Genomic DNA, 15,822 nt, shown 5'->3' on the forward strand with positions numbered 1-15,822 from the left:
GCCGGATGCTTCAATCCGCGTGGCTTCAATCTGCGCCGGAGGTTCGTGCCGTCGGCTCCTTCTGCATGCACGGCGAGTCGTCCGCCTGCAGGCCGTCGATCAGCTTGCCCAGCGTCGCGCGCTGGATCAGCACGGAAAACAGCACCGCGCCGAATGTCGCAGCGAGCAGGATGTCGCGGGTGTCACCGGCCGGCAGCGAGAGCGCAAGCGCGACCGAGATGCCGCCGCGCAGTCCGCCCCACCACAGCACCCGGCCCGAGCCCGGCGTGTCCAGACGTGCAGAGGGCATCACCTTGATCGCGCCGAACACCGAGATTCCGCGGGCGGCGAGGACGATCGGAATAGCAGCTAGGCCAAAGATGAATTCCGTCCCACCCGGCACCAGCGCAATAAGCTCCAGCCCGATCAGCAGGAACAGCACCGAATTGAGCAGCTCGTCGACCAGCTCCCAGAACTTGTTCACGTAGTCGAGCGTCTCGTCGCTCATCGCGTAGTGCGCGCCAAAATTGCCGATCAGCAGCCCCGCCACGGCCATCGCGATCGGGCCGGAAAGATGGAGCTGACTGCACAACGCATATCCGCCCATGACCACCGCCAGCGAGATCAGCACTTCCAGCGTGTATTCGTCCATCGACCGCATGCCGCGAAAGCCGAGCCAGCCGATCGCGACGCCCACCGCAAGGCCGCCCCCCGCCTCGATCATGAACAGGCGGGCGCCTTCGGCGATGCTGAAATCGGCCCCCGTGACCGCCGCGCCGAGCAGGATCGTGAAGACCACGATGCCGACGCCGTCGTTGAACAGGCTTTCTCCCGCGACCGCGCTCTGGAGCGAGAGCGGCACGTCTTCGGTCTTGAGCACGCCGAGGACCGAAACCGGGTCCGTCGGTGAAATCAGCGCGCCGAACACGAAATACCAGATCGGCGCGATTTCCACGCCCAGCAGCAATCCGAGCCCCCATGTCGCGCCGCCGACCAGGACGGTCGATGTGACGACCCCGACAGTGGACAGCAGCAGGACCGGCAGCCAGTCCGCGCTCAACCGCTTGAGATCGACGTGGAGCGCGCCTGCGAACAGCAGGAAGCTGAGCATTCCCTGCAGCAGCGTATCGGTAAAATTCAGCTGTTCGAGCAGCCGGGAAACCGTGTCGTCCAGCGTGATGCTGGGCACCAGCGCGTTGAGCACCGTGAGCACGATCGCGGCGAGCGCACCCATGATCGTCAGCCCGATGACATGCGGCAGGCGGATGTAGTGGTGGTTGATATAGCCGAACACCGCCGCCGCCACGACCAGCAGCGCGGCAATGTCGAACGGCGAAAGCGCGGCTGCGGCGGTATCGTGCATTGCACCTGCCTAGCCGCGCCTTGTGTTGCCGGGAAGAGGCGCGTGGTCGAACCCTATTCGCCGTCCTCCCCGAACAGCATCGCCTTCATCCGGTCGAGATAGGCGATCCACGCCTCGCGCCCGACATCGGTCATGCAGGCTGTGGTGACGGGCTTCTTGCCCTCGAAGCGCTTCTCGATGCTGACGTAGCCCGCATCCTCCAGCTTGCGCAGGTGGACCGAAAGGTTGCCGTCGCTCACCCCGGTGCGGGCGCGCAGCTCCCCGAAATCGGCGCACTCCGCGCTGGAGAGATAGGCCATCGTGGCCAGCCGGACGCGCCCGTGGATCGTGTCGTCGATCGCTCGGTAGTCGAGTGGGGGATCAGCCACGGGTGGCGTTCTCGCGCTGGATCAGCATCACTCCGGGCACGACCGAGACGAGCAGCACGCCCACGCCCATCACCGCGAACTGCATCGCGGTGCCCGCCGTCATTGCGGTTGCCACCACGAATGCCATCGCGAGCGCGGCGAACGGCCGCAGCGCCGCCACCCGGCCCGCCGCCGCGCTTGCGGCAAGCGCGGTCGCATAGACGCCGAAGGTGACGGGCGCGATCATGCTCATGAGGTAGAAGGTGACCGTTTCGCCCGTCCGGTCCAGCTGCAGGTATGCGAGCGCCAGCGTCGATATCGAGATGATGCCGAGAAACGCACCGCCCGTCTGCCATACTTCCTTTTCCACCTTGTGGCCTAGCGAGGGGCGCCAGTCGCGCTCGCCCGAACGCCACAGCTTGCTGATGACCATGGCGGGCACGATCAGCCCGAGCCAGATGACCGGCAAGGCGTTCGGCGACCAGTCGAGTGTGCCCAGCATGACCAGCCCGTGCAGCAGGCTGGCCAGCGCGATGGCCGCCCCGAACAGCACGAGGTGGCGGCCGGAGAGGAGCGGGCGGGTCAGCCCCTCCTCCGCCAGTTCGCGCATCATGCGCAGGTCGTCCTGCGCGGTGGGGGCCGGATCGATGGGAGCCGCGGCGCTCATTCGCCGTCTCGCGGATAGAGCACCGGCTCGGTAACCGTGGCGCTGCCGTCGAGCGTGAAGCTTTGCGCCGCGAAGGTCGGCATGCCGCGCAGCGCATCCGCGCCGATCATCGACCAGCCGTCCGTCGGGCCCTGCGGACCCATGCTGAACGTGCCGTCGCCGTCGATGTCGTGCCACACCATCAGGGCGTACTGGCCGTCGGGAACGTCGTCGAAGGTCACGGTGACCGTGCCGTCCTTCGGGTTCTCGACCGTTTTGCCGGCGAGCGCGGCGGCCTGCATGAACTGCGCCTCGCTCTGCAGGCTGACATAGAGATCGCCCGCATCTGCGCGCACATTGGTGAGGGTGACGGTGACCTCGCCTGCGAGGGCGGGGGTGGCGAGGGCTGCCCCGGCAAGCGCCGTGGCAGCGAGAACGGACATGCGAATCATGACAGGCTCCTTTGTTTCTATATGCACTTTAAATCATAAAGTGCTTGTTTGTGCAAGAGTGGTTCGAGACCAGCACCGCATCGCGCCATTCGCCGCTTTCCTACTTGGGTGAGGGGCCGCTAGGCCGAGACAGTGAAAACCCGAGCCGACCTCTTCCGGCAGTCCGTGAACTGCGGGGAAGGGGCGGCCCGGGTTTCTAGCCCTGGGCTGTGTGTCAGGTGTGTCAGGGGCGCGGCGGGAAGCGCGTATGCAACCCGCGCCGCGCCCCCGAAAGCGGCGTCAGCCGTGCAGTTTGGCGGCGGTCGTCGCGACTCGCTTGCCGAGGTAGCGGGCACCGTCCAGCTCGGTCTTGCTCGGCTGGCGGCTGCCGTCGCCATCGGCAATGGTCGTCGCGCCATAGGGCGCGCCGCCCTTGACCTCGTCGACACCCATCTGGCCCTGGAAGCCGTAGTCGAGCCCCACGACCGTGCAGCCCATGTGCAGCAAGTTGGTCAGGATCGACATCAGCGTGGTCTCCTGCCCGCCATGCTGGCTGGCGGTGGAGGTGAATGCCGCGCCGACCTTGCCGATCAGCGCGCCCTTCATCCACAGCCCGCCGGTCTGGTCCCAGAAGGACGCCATCTGGCTGGTCATCCGGCCATAGCGTGTGGGCGAGCCGACCACGATGCCGTCATATTCGGCCAGCGCGTCGGGCCCCTCGATCTCCTCGTGCCCCGGCATCCCGGTGAAGCCGGCGTTTTTCGCAACCTCCTCGGGCGCGGTTTCGGGCACGTGGCGGATAACCGCTTCGGCACCGCCTTCGCGCACGCCTTCGGCAACCGCCTCGGCCATTGCCGAGGTGTGGCCGTAGGAGGAATAGTAGAGGACGAGGATCTTGGTCATGGGCTTCCCTTTGCTGGATTGTCCGGTGTCTGACCAATCAATGCGCGGGGGGCGCAGGTGTTTCGCAAAGCTTGCGGCCGGATTTTCCTACTCGCTCACGACCCGTTAGGCCGATGGCGCTCTTTCCCAGCGTCGATCACCCACGCGGAGGCAACGCGTTTGCACGCGCGCCTGTGGCGGTCCGCACCGGGTAGATCTGTTAAAGAGAGGGGGCGTGGTGCCCAGGGGCGGAGTCGAACCACCGACACGACGATTTTCAGTCGTCTGCTCTACCACTGAGCTACCCGGGCAATCGCCGCGACGGCGGACCAGAACGGCCCGGCGAGCGAATGAGTGCGCGCCTATGGCGAAGGCGCGAAGGCTTGGCAAGCCCTGTTTGGTGTTCAATCCTGTTCGCGGGCAATCTCTTCCGGATCTGCCGGCCTTCCGGGCAGCGCATAGCCGTCGTTGAACCAGCGGTTGAGGTCCTTGTCGCGGCACCGCGCGGAGCAGAATGGCTTGTATTCGGGCGTCTGCACGGAGGACTTGCAGATCGGGCAGGGTCGTTTGGTCTCGCTCATGATGCGAGGATTTGGGCGTGCCCCGCCTCCAGTGCAAGCGCGGGGTAGCGCTCGACCTCGACCTTGCGGCCGCTGCGGCGGGCCAGTTCGGCGAGCCATGCGTGCGACAGCCGGTCAGCCACCGCCGGATGCGCGCGCAGCAGCAGGCGCGGGCCGATGCCTTCGGCCAGCTCGCCCCGGCGCAGCAGCATCCGCGCGGCGGCGGAGGTGCGGTTGTGGTGCAGGCGGTGCAGCAGCGAAGGCCGCTCCAGCCGGGCGACCAGCTGGACGAATCCGAATCCGTTCATCGCGGTCCGCTCATGCGGCCAGCCCGACAGCGCCTCTTCCAGCGCGTCGTCGACCGCCCGCCGCTGCGCTTTCTCGGCAAGGGTGGGGAAATCGATCCCGATCGACCCCGCCAGATCGAATCGGCGCAGCGTGTCGGCCAGCGCGGGGACCGCCGCCAGCGCAAGATCGCGCGGGGACAGGTCGCCGTCGATGTCGATCACGGTCATCGCGGGGGCGGGGCTGACGATCAGCGATCCGCCGGCGAATGCGACCTCGCCCTCCCATGCGTCGGTCCAGACGTCTTCCCACAATCCGGGGGGGAAACGGCGCTGTGTGCCTTGGGGCTCGGTTGAGCGCGCCCTGGTGTCGCCTTGTTGCGTTTGTGTGCGCCGGTACACGCCCTGAGCGCGCTTCAACCGCCCTCGCTCGGCGATCGGGACACGGGTGAGCAGGACCGGGATCGTGCTCCCCTCGCTCGCGTCTTTCGGCAGGCCGGAAACGTTGATCTCGACGCCCTCGCCGGTGCGCGCCAGCCCGCGACTGGCACCCTTGATACGACGGGTCAGCGTGGCGGTCGCGGGGCCCAGCGCGATGTCTTCGGGCCAGTGGAGCCGGGCGGCAAGCACGCGGTCGTCTTCGATCAGCAGCCAGCGGGTCTCGCCGATTCCGCGCTCGACCCACCAATCAGCCAAGGGCGATTCCGGCCGCTTTCAGCAGGGCGCGCGTCTCGAACAGCGGCAGCCCGACCACGCCCGAATGGGTGCCGGAAAGGAAGTCGATCAGCCCCGCCGCGCGGCCCTGGATCGCGTAGCCGCCCGCCTTGCCGATCCCTTCGCCGCTGGCGGCGTAGGCGGCGATTTCCTCGTCGGAGAGGCTCTTGAACCGGACCTGCGAACTCGCACAGCGAACCCGCTGCTTGCCTTGCGCATCGATCACCGAGATCGCCGAGTGGACCCGGTGGCGGCGGCCCGAAAGCAGCCGCAGGAAACGCGCAACATCGGCTTCCGATTCGGCCTGGGGCAGGATCCGGCGACCGACCGCCACGGTGGTATCGCCGGCCAGGATCACCTCGCCCTCGGCCCGGGCCACGGCAAGCGCCTTCTCCGTCGCCATACGCTCGGCATAGGGGCGGGGAAGCTCGCTCTTGCGCGGATTTTCGTCGATATCGGGCGAGCGGATGTCGTCCGGCACGACACCGATCTGCGCCAGCAGATCGCGTCGGCGGGGGCTCGAACTGGCGAGGATCAGGCGCGGCGTCACGATCCGCTCCGGGTGTTGTGGATCAGGACGGGTTGTTCTGCGGACCGGGCCCGCCGCGACCCGGCATGAAGCGGTAGGTGATCCGCCCCTTGGTCAGGTCGTATGGGGTCAGCTCGACCAGCACTTCGTCGCCGGTCAGCACGCGGATGCGGTTCTTGCGCATCTTGCCGGCGGTGTGGCCGAGGATTTCGTGGCCGTTCTCAAGCTCGACCCGGAACATCGCGTTGGGCAGCAGCTCGACAACCCGACCGCGCATTTCGAGGAGCTCTTCTTTCGCCATGGATTTGGTCTTGTCCCTATGCAGTTCGTCGAATTCTGCGGCGATTTAGCGACGATGGCTCGAAAATGGAAGTGTGTGTCAGCAACGCGAAAGGATCGGGCGACAATTCGTTACGCGCCGAGGTTTGCTTCCGACCGCCCCGGCTGCGAGGGCTTTGGCGGGGGCGGACGAAAATCTATGAGGAAACTTGCCCCGATGAAGCTGTCCCGCCTGCGCGCCTGCAATATCTCCGTCCTGGCGCTGGCCAGCGCGATCTGCGCGCCCGCCGCGGCGCAGGACAATGCGCAGGACACGCCGCCCCCGGCGAGCAAGGAACCGCTGCCCTCGGAGCAGAACGAAATCGTCGTCACCGCGCAGCGCATTCGCGGGTCGGTCGACACGGACGTGCCCCCGGTAGTCGAGCTGACCGAGGCGGATATCGCCGCCTATGGCGCGGATTCGCTGACCGATCTGGTCGCGCAGCTTTCCCCCCAGACGGGTTCGGGCCGCGGACGTGGAGGCGGGCAGCCGGTCATCCTGGTCAACGGCCAGCGGATCGCCAGCTTCCGCGAATTGCGCAACTATCCGCCCGAAGCGATCCAGAAGGTCGAGGTGTTCCCCGAAGAGGTCGCGCTGCAATACGGCTACTCAGCCGATCAGCGGGTCATCAACTTCATTCTGAAGGATAATTTCAAGAGCCGTGAGATCGAGCTCGAATACGGCGATTCGTTCGAAGGCGGCGCACCGGGAGGCGAAATCGAAGTCTCCCAAGTGGCGATTTCCGGACCGCGCCGGTTCAACATCTCGGGCCAGTTCGAAACCCAGTCGCTACTGACCGAGGCGGAGCGGGACATTACGCAGACCCCGGGCACCGTCCCCACGGTTGCGGGCGATCCCGATCCCGCACTTTTTCGCAGCCTGCGGCCCGATACCGAAAGCTACAAGCTGGAAGGATCGTTCAACACCGCGATCGGCGAAGGTGCGAAGGCCAAGGCCCTCTCGCTCAACCTGACGGCGGAGCAGAACAATTCGCGCTCGCTCTCCGGGCTGGACATCGTCACCCTGACTGCACCGGGCGGCGACAGCGCGGTCCGCTCGATCGATGCCGATCCGCTGATCCGTGACACGCGCACCACCTCGCTTTCCGCCGCAGCAGGCTATCGCCAGCCACTTGGCGATTTCGAACTCAACGTGACGCTGGATGCCGCCCATGGTCTCAGCGAGACCGATATCGACCGGCAGCGCGATCTCTCGGTGCTGCAGGATCTGGTCGATGCTGGATCGCTAACGATCGACGGGGCACTGCCGCCGGTCGCGACCGACGGTTTCGATCGCGCGTCGAGCAAGACCTACACGCTCGATTCACTGGCCACCATTCGCGGGGTCCCGCTCACCCTGCCCGCAGGGGATGTGAACCTGACGGTCGATGGCGGCTACAAATGGAACCGGATCGAGAGCGAGGATACCCGCACCCTGCTCGGCGTAACGGAGCTGACGCGAGGGCGGATCAATGGCGGGATCAACCTCGCGGTGCCGCTGACCAGCCGGCGCGAAGGCTTCCTCGACGCGCTGGGCGATTTCACGCTCAACGCCAGCGCGGGGCTCGACTACCTGTCCGACTTCGGCACGCTGACCGACCTGACGGTGGGGCTCACCTGGAACCTTACCGATCGGCTGACCCTTGCCGCGACCGTGATCAATCGCGACGCGGCACCCAGCCTGACCGAGCTGGGCGCACCGGTGGTCGAGACGTTCAACGTGCCGCTGTTCGATTTCGCCACCGGTCAGAACGTGCTCGCCACGCTGACCACCGGGGGCAACCCGCTGCTCCCCGCCTCGAACCAGAACGACCTGAAGCTGAGCGCGAATTACGAGCTCGACCTGTTCGAACGGGCGAACATCCTGTTCGAATACAACCGCAACAGTTCGACCAACACGACCGAGAGCTTTCCGCTGTTGACCGCTGAGATCGAGGCGGCGTTCCCCGATCGCGTGACGCGCGACGGGGCGGGGCGGCTGACCGCGCTGGACCAGCGACCGATCACCTATGCGGAGCGCAAGGGCGAGCGAATTCGCTACGGCTTCAACCTGTTCGGCCGCGTCGGCAAGGCGCGCGAGCAGGAGCCCGGCGGCGGCGCTCCCGGTGGTGGCGGCGAAGGGCGTGGCGGGCCTCCGGCAGCGGGCGCGGGCGGCGGGCAGATGCGGATGGACCCGCAACAGTTCCAGCAGATGCGCGATCAGTTCTGCGCCAGCGAGCCGGGCACCGTGCCCGACCTCTCCAAGCTGCCGCCCTTCATCCGCGACCGGCTGACCAATGAGGACGGGACCGTCAATCAGGAACGGCTGGCACAGGTGCGCGAGCGGTTCTGCAGCGCCGATGGCCAGCCCGGCGCGGGTGGACCCGGTGGCCCCGGCATGTTCGATCCCGAGCAGGCCGCGGCGATCCGCAACGCGCTGTGCAGCGGTGAGGACGGGCAGCCGATCGATCTCTCCGCACTGCCCGAAGGCCTGCGCGCGCGGCTGACCAACGAGGATGGCACGATCAATCAGGAGCGGCTGGCGCGGCTGCGGCAGGCGGTGTGCCAGGCAGAGGGCGCGCAGCAGCAGGGCGAGGGCTCGCAGGGCCAGCGTCGCGGCGGCGGTGGGCGTCGTGGCGGGGGCGGCGGCCCCTTCGGCGGTGGCGACGGGCAGGGCCGCTGGTTCCTGTCCGCCTATCACACGGTCGAATTGGAGAACGAGGCGCTGATTGCGCCCGGCATCCCGGTGATCGACTATTTCGACCTCGGCCAGGCGCGCCATTCGGTCGAGCTGGAGGGCGGGGTGTTCTACAAGGGCATGGGGACCCGCCTGAGTGGCCGCTACACCAGCGGTTACACCATCGCTGGCAGCGATCCGACCGGGGCGAGCGACCTGACCTTCGGCGACCTGGTCAAGTTCGATCTGCGCTTCTTCATGGATCTTGAACAGCAGAAGTGGCTTACCGGCGAGAACCCGGGCTTCTTCAAGGGCACGCGGGTCTCCTTCCGGATCGATAACCTGTTCGACGCCCGCCAGAATGTGACCGATGGCAATGGCGCTACCCCGATCCGCTACCAGCCCGCGCTGATCGACCCGCTGGGGCGGACGTTCGAGATCGAATTCCGCAAGCTTTTCTGAGCTCATAAATCAGCGGTTAAGCTGACCGGCCCTTAGACGTTCCGTATGGACTACAAGTGTAGACGGGAGGAATGTCCAGATGCGTTTTAAAGCTATCCTAGCGGCAGCATCGGTCGTGGCGATGGGAGGGGCGGCTCAGGCGGACGATGGGCCATGCAGCGAATGGCGCGAAGCCGGTGTGATCGGCGATTTGCGATGCGAAGCGGCAGACGGGGGCGCGGTTATTGGAGGCGCGGCGCGTGCCACCGAATATGCGCAGGTGTTCCCGCGTGCTTTCGCAGCATTCGCGGATTACTTCGCGCCAAGCGAGCAGAAGGTTGCGCTGGTGGTGCAGTCGGAAGTTTCTGCGGAGCTGACGGCCGCGCTCGCCGCCGATGGCTACAAGCCGCTGCCCTGGATCGACAACGAGACGAAGGCCGCAATGCTCAGGGACAGGATCGTTGCTCAGGTGGAAGCGCAGACGGCCTCTCTGCCGGAAGCCCAGCGCGCTGCGGTGGTTCAGCAGGCGCTGGCGAAGGCTGAGGGGGCCGCTCCCGCCCATGCGGACCCTGAGATGGAAGACGGTGCAATCGCCCATGAAATCGGGCACCTGCTGTTCAATCGATATTTCGACGGGCCCGAGACGGGTTCTGCCGATCGTAGCGCGCGCTACGGTTCGAGCGCGCCCGACTGGCTCGACGAAGTAGCGGCGGTTGCCTTGGAAAACGACGCTCAGACCCGCAGCCGCTATGTTGCCGCGCGCGAAGCGTACGATGCGGACGGCACGGTTCTGGCATTTCCCCTCGATACCTACCTTTCGATGGAGCACCCTTTGCTGCAATCCGCGCAAGCGCTGAAGACACTGAAACGCGGCTCGACCGGGGCGGTGATGCTGTCGGGCGACGAGGCTGACGCTTTTCTCGAAGCAAGCGGCGGCAACCCTGCGGTCTTCTATCGGCAAACCCGAATGTTCATCGATTATCTGATGGAGACGAGCGGCGATCCGCGCATCCTCAATTCAATCGCTCAGGCCTATCGCGATGGCGGCGATCTGAGCGGCTGGCTGACCCAGTCGGGTGGCGAGAATGGCCTGCCGGAAACGCTGGACGGGCTCGAGACCCAATTCGAAAACTGGGCGAGGGCGAGGCTGGCCGCCATCTCGGCGGACCCCGTCACCTGAGCGGATAACCGCTCCGCCGCGCTGGCAAGCGGGGCGGGGGCCGCCTATCTAGCTGGCCATGTCGGACAGCAAGGCAAACCGTCCCCACGACCCGCGTGGCAAGGAGCGTTTCAACGAGGAACGCGCCGCCTATACGGTCGCCAGCGCGCAGCCCGATCTGGAAGCCGGGCTCAACGCGATCCGCGAGACGGTGCGCACGCTCCCTCCGCGCCCCGGGGTGTACCGCATGCTCGATGCGCGCGGCGATGTGCTCTACGTGGGCAAGGCGCGCAGCCTGAAGGCGCGCGTGGCGAATTACACGCAGATCAATGCGCTCACCAACCGGCTCCAGCGGATGGTCAGCCAGACGCGCAGCATGGAGATCGTCACCACCAATTCGGAGGCTGGCGCGCTGCTGCTCGAGGCGCAGTTCATCAAGCGCTATCGCCCGCCGTTCAACGTGCTGCTGCGCGACGACAAAAGCTTTCCCTTCATCCTGCTGCGCGCCGACCATTCCTTCCCGCGCATCCACAAGCATCGCGGTGCACGGCGCGCGAAGGGCAATTACTACGGGCCGTTCGCAAGCGCGGGCTCGGTCAACAAAACGCTTAATGCACTGCAGAAGCTGTTCCTTCTAAGATCTTGTACCGACAGCTTTTTCAACAATCGCGACCGGCCCTGTCTGCTCTACCAGATCAAGCGCTGCTCGGCGCCGTGCGTGGGCCGGATCGACGAGGACGGGTACGAAGAGCTGGTCCAGCAGGCGAAGGATTTCCTTGGCGGAAAATCTTCCTCGGTGCAGCAGGATCTCGAAAAGCAGATGGCCGAGGCGGCGGAGAAGCTCGACTTCGAAACCGCCGCAATCCTGCGCGACCGGCTACGCGCGGCGACCTTCATCCAGGGCGCACAGGCGGTGAACGCGACAGGGGTGGGTGACGCGGATGTGTTCGCGCTTGCCGCCAAAGGCGGGCAGATCGCGGTGCAGGCCTTCTTCATCCGGGGAGGCCAGAACTGGGGCCACCGCGCCTTCTTCCCCACGCATACGCAAGATGTCGACAAGGACGAGGTGCTCGCCCGCGTCATCATGCAGTTCTACGAGGAAGTGCCCCCGCCACGCACCCTGCTGGTCGACCGCGAGCTGCCCGAGGCGGAGTTGCTGACGCAGGCGCTGTGCGAGATGGCCGAGCACAAGGTGGAGATTTCGGTGCCGCAGCGCGGCGACCGGCGGCGGCTGATGGAACAGGCGCAGCGCAATGCAGTCGATGCGCTCGACCGGCGGCTGGCCGAGACGGGCACCAAGGCGAAGCTCAACCGCGACCTCGCCGAATTTCTCGAACTGGAAGAGCCGCCGCAGCGGATCGAGATCTACGACAACTCGCATATCCAGGGCGCGAAGGCGGTCGGCGCGATGGTGGTGGCGGGGCCGGAGGGGTTCGAGAAGGGGCAGTACCGCAAGTTCAACATCAAGTCCGCGCAGACGAACGATGATTTCGGCATGATGCGCGAGGTGATGCAGCGCCGCTTCCGCAACCTCGCCGAGAATCCCGACGGGGAGGAGGGCAAGCGCAACACGCATGAGACGGTCTGGCCCGATCTCGTATTGCTCGATGGCGGCAAGGGGCAGATGTCGACCGTGCGCGATACGCTCGCCGAGATGGGAATCGATAACGTGCCGCTGATCGCGATCGCCAAGGGGCCGGACCATGGCCGTGAGGGGCGCGAGGTGTTCCACTTCCCCGACGGGCGGGAGAAGACGCTACCGGTCAATTCGCCGCTGCTGTTCCACCTCCAGAACCTGCGCGACGAGGTCCACCGCTACGTCATCGGCGCGCACCGGGCGAAGCGCAGCCGCGCGATCACCGCATCACCGCTGGACGAGATCCCCGGCATCGGCCCGGCACGGAAGCGCGCGCTGCTGCTGCATTTCGGCACCGCGGGGAAAGTCCGCGCTGCGGCGCTGGACGACCTCAAGCGTGCACCCGGGATCAGCGATGCCGTGGCGCAGCAGATCTACGATTTCTACCACGCGAACTAAACCGAGGGGGGATCAGTCCTTCACGCGCTTCAGGTCGAGGTCGTGGAAATCGTAGGAGAAGTCGGTCAGGTCCGAGATCGCCTTCATTTTCATCCCCGTCACCTTGCCGTTCTCGACCGTGAAATCGACGAATGCATCGGCCTTGAGCGATTTGTCGGGCCAGAACGCCGCGAACCGGTCGCCATCATAGTGGGTGAGATCGCCATCGAGAATCTCGCTGCGGCCCATGTCGATGAACAGGCGATCCGGGCCATCCATGCGGATGCGGACATCGCCGTACCACGGGTCGTGATATGTGCCGACATAGGCGGATAGCGGCAGGCTGGCCGGCGCCGCGTCTTCGGGGGCGCTCGCTGCGGTGTCGGCAATCAGCTGCGTGCCTTCGGCCTCCGCTTCGGCAAAGGCTCCGCCCCAATCCGCAATGAAATCGAATTCCGGGCGGCCGAGCAGCCCAGCGGCGATGTGGTAATTGAAGGTCGACGGCGCGCCGCGATAATCGTTGGTCGCGCTGAACAGGACCAGCTTTTCTTCCGGGATGATCATGAAATTGCTGACCACGCCGGGCGCGCCGCCGCCATGGCTGACCAGCAGTCGGCCCGCGAAATCCTGTGTGCCCCAGCCCAGCGCATAGGCAGAGAGGTGGGAGAGGCCGGCCGCGCGCAGCCTGCCGTTGACGCCGGTGGGTGTGACGCCCTGCCACACCTCGCGCACCTGCTGCTCGTTCAACAGGCGCTTGCCGTCTTCGGTCACGCCTCCATCGAGCCAGAAGTTGCCCCATTTCATCATGCCTTCGGTGTCGCACCAGATGCCGCCCGCAGCATTCCAGGTTTCCGAAAACGCCAGCCGCTCGTCGATCGGGACGCCCGCATCCGCCCCCGCCGCACGCTCATGCCCGGTGACGAAGCGCGCGCCCGCCGGGATGCGCGTTTTATCGGCAACGCAGCGTTCCATGCCGACCGGCCTGAGAATCTCGTCGGTGATGAAATCGGCCCAGCTCTTGCCGGAAACCCGCTCCACGATCTCACCTGCGACCACATAGAGCAGATTGTCGTAGGCATATTCGGATCGGAAACCGGCGCTGGGGCGCAGCAGGGGCAGCGCCTTGATCACGTCCTCGGGCTCGGCATTGCCATCGGGCCAGATCAGCAGATCGCCCGCACCCAGCGGTAGGCCGGAGCGGTGGGTAAGGGCATCGCGCAAGGTGAAATGCTCGCTCACCCACGGGTCGGACATCGCGAATTCGGGGATGTAGGTGCGGATGGGCTCGTCCCAGTCGACAGAGCCGCGTTCCACCAGAATGGCCAGCGCGGTGGTCGTGAACGCCTTGGAAATGCTGGCGATCGGGAACAGCATGTCCTGCGTAACCGGGCGGTCCGTGCCTTCTTCGGCCAGCCCGCGCGCGCCCTGCCAGATCGTCTCGCCGTCCTTCGAGACGGCGGCGACCATGCCGGTCGAATCATAGGCCTGCGTCGTCCGCGCCAGCGCGTCGTCGAAGTCGATAGGCTTGGGGGCCGGGGCGACCGGCGTCGATACCTCGGCAACCAGGGTCGGCTGCGGCGGCGCTTCGTCCGCGGCGAGATGTGCGCAGGCGGACAGGGCGCAGGGCAGGAAAAGCAGCGCCCCGGTCTTGGCAAAATTCATAGGTTTCGGGCTCCCGATTGCGGGGCCCTTATGCAGCGATTCCGGTACGGATCAAACGCCGTGTGGGCAGAGCGTGACTACGCCTCGCCCGCACGCAGCCGCCGTTCCTGATAGGCGAAGCGTGCCGCCTCGCCGATATCGCCCTGGAACGATACGTTCACCGCGCCGCCGATCACCGATCCGACCAGCGGAACCGCCGCACCCACGCGGCGACGGAACAGCGCGATCGCCAGCGCGCGGGACACGCGCTCCACCGCCTGTTCGATGACCGGGTCGATCTCTTCGGGCGGCACCTCGGACAGGCTGCCATCCGCGCCGATGCCGGCTTCGAGCGCTGCGAGCCGTTCGGCCCGCTGTTTCTTGTCGTTGATGCTTGCCAGTTCGAGGATCTGCAGGCGGAACAGTCGCTCGCGCGCGCCCTTACCGTCGTAGCCATAGGCTCGGCCGGTATCGCGGATGCAGCGCAGGGCCAGCGCAATGGTCGCCGGGATGTCGAGGCCCATGGTGAGGATGCCACCGATACCCGAGGCCGCGCCGGTCGTGCCGCTGATCGCGCGCACTGCGATGGCAACCCGCTCTGCGGCGTCATGACAGGCCTTGAGGTCCGTAAGGTCGTGGTCGAACTTGACCAGTTGCGGCGTACCGATCGCCTGGTCGATCCCCATGAGTACACCGCGCACGAGCCCGTTGGGCACGAATCCTGCGACTGCGCCGCCTACCGGGCTGGTGATCTTTTCAAACCCGCGCCCGATCAGGGAGGGCTTGGCGTTGCGGAAGGCCTGCTGCTGTTTTTCAAAATCCATGACTGCCGAACGGAGCGTGCGCCCGCTTCGTTCCGCACCTGACAAAGGCTTAGTCGGAGCCCTTCTTCCGACGGGCCTCGCGGATCATGCCTTCCTGCGCGACGCTGGCGACCAGCACGCCGTCGCGGGTGAATATCCGCCCGCGATTATAGCCGCGCCCGCTGCCGGACCACGGGCTGTCGGTTTCGTACAGCAGCCATTCGTCGGCCCGCGCATGGGCGTGGAACCAGATCGCATGGTCGAGGCTGGCGCTGACCAGCTCGCCGCGCATCCACGAAAGGCCATGCGGCAGCACCGCGGTGCCCAGCAGCGTGTAGTCGCTGGCATAGGCGATCACCGCGCGATGGATGGCCGGATCGTCGGGCAGGGGAGCGACCAGCCTGAACCAGCTGAAACTGTGCGGTTCGCGCGGTTCGGGGTTGAGCCAGTGCTGCCGCCCGCTGGAGCGCATTTCGATCGGGCGCGGGCGCATCATCAATGCGCGCTGCGCATCGGACATCTTTTCCCCGAAAGCCTCCAGCGCCTTCGCGCGCACTTCATCGTCCGTGGGGAGGTCTTCAGGGCCGGGCACGTCGGGCATCGGAGCGGCCTGATGCGACAGGCCTTCCTCGGCGCGCTGGAAACTGGCGGTCAGGTTGAGGATCGGCGTGCCGCCCTGGCTCGCCACGACGCGGCGGTTGGAGAAGCTGCGGCCATCGAAGTCGCGCTCGGTCGCGTAGTCGATCGGCGGCCCTTCCTCGCCCCCGCGCAGGAAATAGGCGTGTAGCGAATGGGCTTGCTTGCCATCAGCGATGGTCGCCTGCGCGGCCTGAAGCGCCTGCGCGATGACCTGTCCGCCGAACACCCGGCCGACGCCGCCCGGCTGCGCCTGCCCGACAAATCTGTCGTCGGAGGAACGCTCGAGGCTCAGCAGCTCGACCAGTCCGTTGGCCAGCTCTTGTGCGGTTTCTTCTTTGGGCGATGCGTGAGAAGCAGAATCCATACGTCAAGCAATGCGCATGTCGTCCGGCAAAATCAACGAAGCCGGATGTAAT

General features: G+C 66.2%; 15 protein-coding genes and 1 tRNA gene. 3 read left to right on the forward strand and 13 right to left on the reverse strand.

The window, feature by feature from the left end:
• Nucleotides 1-25: 25 nt before the first annotated feature.
• The 10 genes from VO57_008430 to infA all read right to left on the reverse strand — a co-directional run bounded on the left by VO57_008430 (nt 26) and on the right by infA (nt 6,036).
• Complete coding sequence (locus tag VO57_008430; protein ID XBL68172.1) at nt 26-1,342, reverse strand: sodium:proton antiporter; 1,317 nt, start codon at nt 1,340-1,342, stop codon at nt 26-28.
• A gap of 53 nt (nt 1,343-1,395) precedes the next feature.
• Nucleotides 1,396-1,710, reverse strand: a complete 315-nt coding sequence (locus VO57_008435; GenBank protein ID XBL68173.1) for a transcriptional regulator — start codon at nt 1,708-1,710, stop codon at nt 1,396-1,398.
• Nucleotides 1,703-2,356 (reverse strand): hypothetical protein, encoded by a 654-nt coding sequence (locus VO57_008440; GenBank protein XBL68174.1) that lies wholly within the window; start codon nt 2,354-2,356, stop codon nt 1,703-1,705. Before VO57_008440 ends, VO57_008435 begins: the two co-directional genes overlap by 8 nt.
• Nucleotides 2,353-2,787: a DUF2141 domain-containing protein gene (locus VO57_008445; GenBank protein ID XBL68175.1), complete on the reverse strand. Its 435-nt coding sequence runs from the start codon at nt 2,785-2,787 to the stop codon at nt 2,353-2,355. The genes VO57_008440 and VO57_008445 overlap by 4 nt, the downstream gene beginning before the upstream one ends.
• A gap of 279 nt (nt 2,788-3,066) precedes the next feature.
• Nucleotides 3,067-3,669, reverse strand: a complete 603-nt coding sequence (gene wrbA, locus VO57_008450) for an NAD(P)H:quinone oxidoreductase (GenBank protein ID XBL68176.1) — start codon at nt 3,667-3,669, stop codon at nt 3,067-3,069.
• A gap of 215 nt (nt 3,670-3,884) precedes the next feature.
• A tRNA-Phe gene (locus VO57_008455) sits at nt 3,885-3,959 on the reverse strand.
• A 93-nt stretch (nt 3,960-4,052) separates the two neighbouring features.
• Nucleotides 4,053-4,229, reverse strand: a complete 177-nt coding sequence (yacG, locus tag VO57_008460) for a DNA gyrase inhibitor YacG (GenBank protein ID XBL68177.1) — start codon at nt 4,227-4,229, stop codon at nt 4,053-4,055.
• A complete protein-coding gene (locus VO57_008465) occupies nt 4,226-5,188 on the reverse strand; it encodes a ribonuclease (GenBank protein ID XBL68178.1) in 963 nt (320 codons plus the stop codon). The genes yacG and VO57_008465 overlap by 4 nt, the downstream gene beginning before the upstream one ends.
• A complete protein-coding gene (locus VO57_008470) occupies nt 5,181-5,756 on the reverse strand; it encodes a nucleoside triphosphate pyrophosphatase (GenBank protein ID XBL68179.1) in 576 nt (191 codons plus the stop codon). Before VO57_008470 ends, VO57_008465 begins: the two co-directional genes overlap by 8 nt.
• A gap of 22 nt (nt 5,757-5,778) precedes the next feature.
• Nucleotides 5,779-6,036: a translation initiation factor IF-1 gene (gene infA / locus VO57_008475; GenBank protein ID XBL68180.1), complete on the reverse strand. Its 258-nt coding sequence runs from the start codon at nt 6,034-6,036 to the stop codon at nt 5,779-5,781.
• 195 nt (nt 6,037-6,231) lie between these two features.
• Here infA and VO57_008480 point away from each other — a divergent pair, with 195 nt between their 5' ends.
• The 3 genes from VO57_008480 to uvrC all read left to right on the forward strand — a co-directional run bounded on the left by VO57_008480 (nt 6,232) and on the right by uvrC (nt 12,344).
• Nucleotides 6,232-9,171 carry a hypothetical protein gene (locus VO57_008480; protein ID XBL68181.1) on the forward strand — a complete coding sequence of 980 codons (2,940 nt, stop codon included), beginning with the start codon at nt 6,232-6,234 and terminating at the stop codon, nt 9,169-9,171.
• 79 nt (nt 9,172-9,250) lie between these two features.
• A complete protein-coding gene (locus tag VO57_008485; protein XBL68182.1) occupies nt 9,251-10,330 on the forward strand; it encodes a hypothetical protein in 1,080 nt (359 codons plus the stop codon).
• Between the two features lie 58 nt (nt 10,331-10,388).
• On the forward strand, nt 10,389-12,344 hold the full coding sequence (uvrC, locus tag VO57_008490; GenBank protein XBL68183.1) for an excinuclease ABC subunit UvrC: 1,956 nt from the start codon (nt 10,389-10,391) through the stop codon (nt 12,342-12,344).
• Between the two features lie 12 nt (nt 12,345-12,356).
• Here uvrC and VO57_008495 read toward each other — a convergent pair whose 3' ends face one another.
• The 3 genes from VO57_008495 to VO57_008505 all read right to left on the reverse strand — a co-directional run bounded on the left by VO57_008495 (nt 12,357) and on the right by VO57_008505 (nt 15,770).
• Entirely contained in the window at nt 12,357-13,985 is a 1,629-nt protein-coding gene (locus VO57_008495; GenBank protein ID XBL68184.1) for a serine hydrolase, read from the reverse strand.
• A 77-nt stretch (nt 13,986-14,062) separates the two neighbouring features.
• Complete coding sequence (locus VO57_008500) at nt 14,063-14,788, reverse strand: EcsC family protein (GenBank protein ID XBL68185.1); 726 nt, start codon at nt 14,786-14,788, stop codon at nt 14,063-14,065.
• A gap of 49 nt (nt 14,789-14,837) precedes the next feature.
• Nucleotides 14,838-15,770 (reverse strand): acyl-CoA thioesterase II, encoded by a 933-nt coding sequence (locus tag VO57_008505; GenBank protein XBL68186.1) that lies wholly within the window; start codon nt 15,768-15,770, stop codon nt 14,838-14,840.
• Nucleotides 15,771-15,822 lie beyond the last annotated feature (52 nt).

The organism is Citromicrobium bathyomarinum, from assembly GCA_001306305.2.
In the GTDB taxonomy this organism is placed as follows: domain Bacteria; phylum Pseudomonadota; class Alphaproteobacteria; order Sphingomonadales; family Sphingomonadaceae; genus Alteriqipengyuania; species Alteriqipengyuania bathyomarina.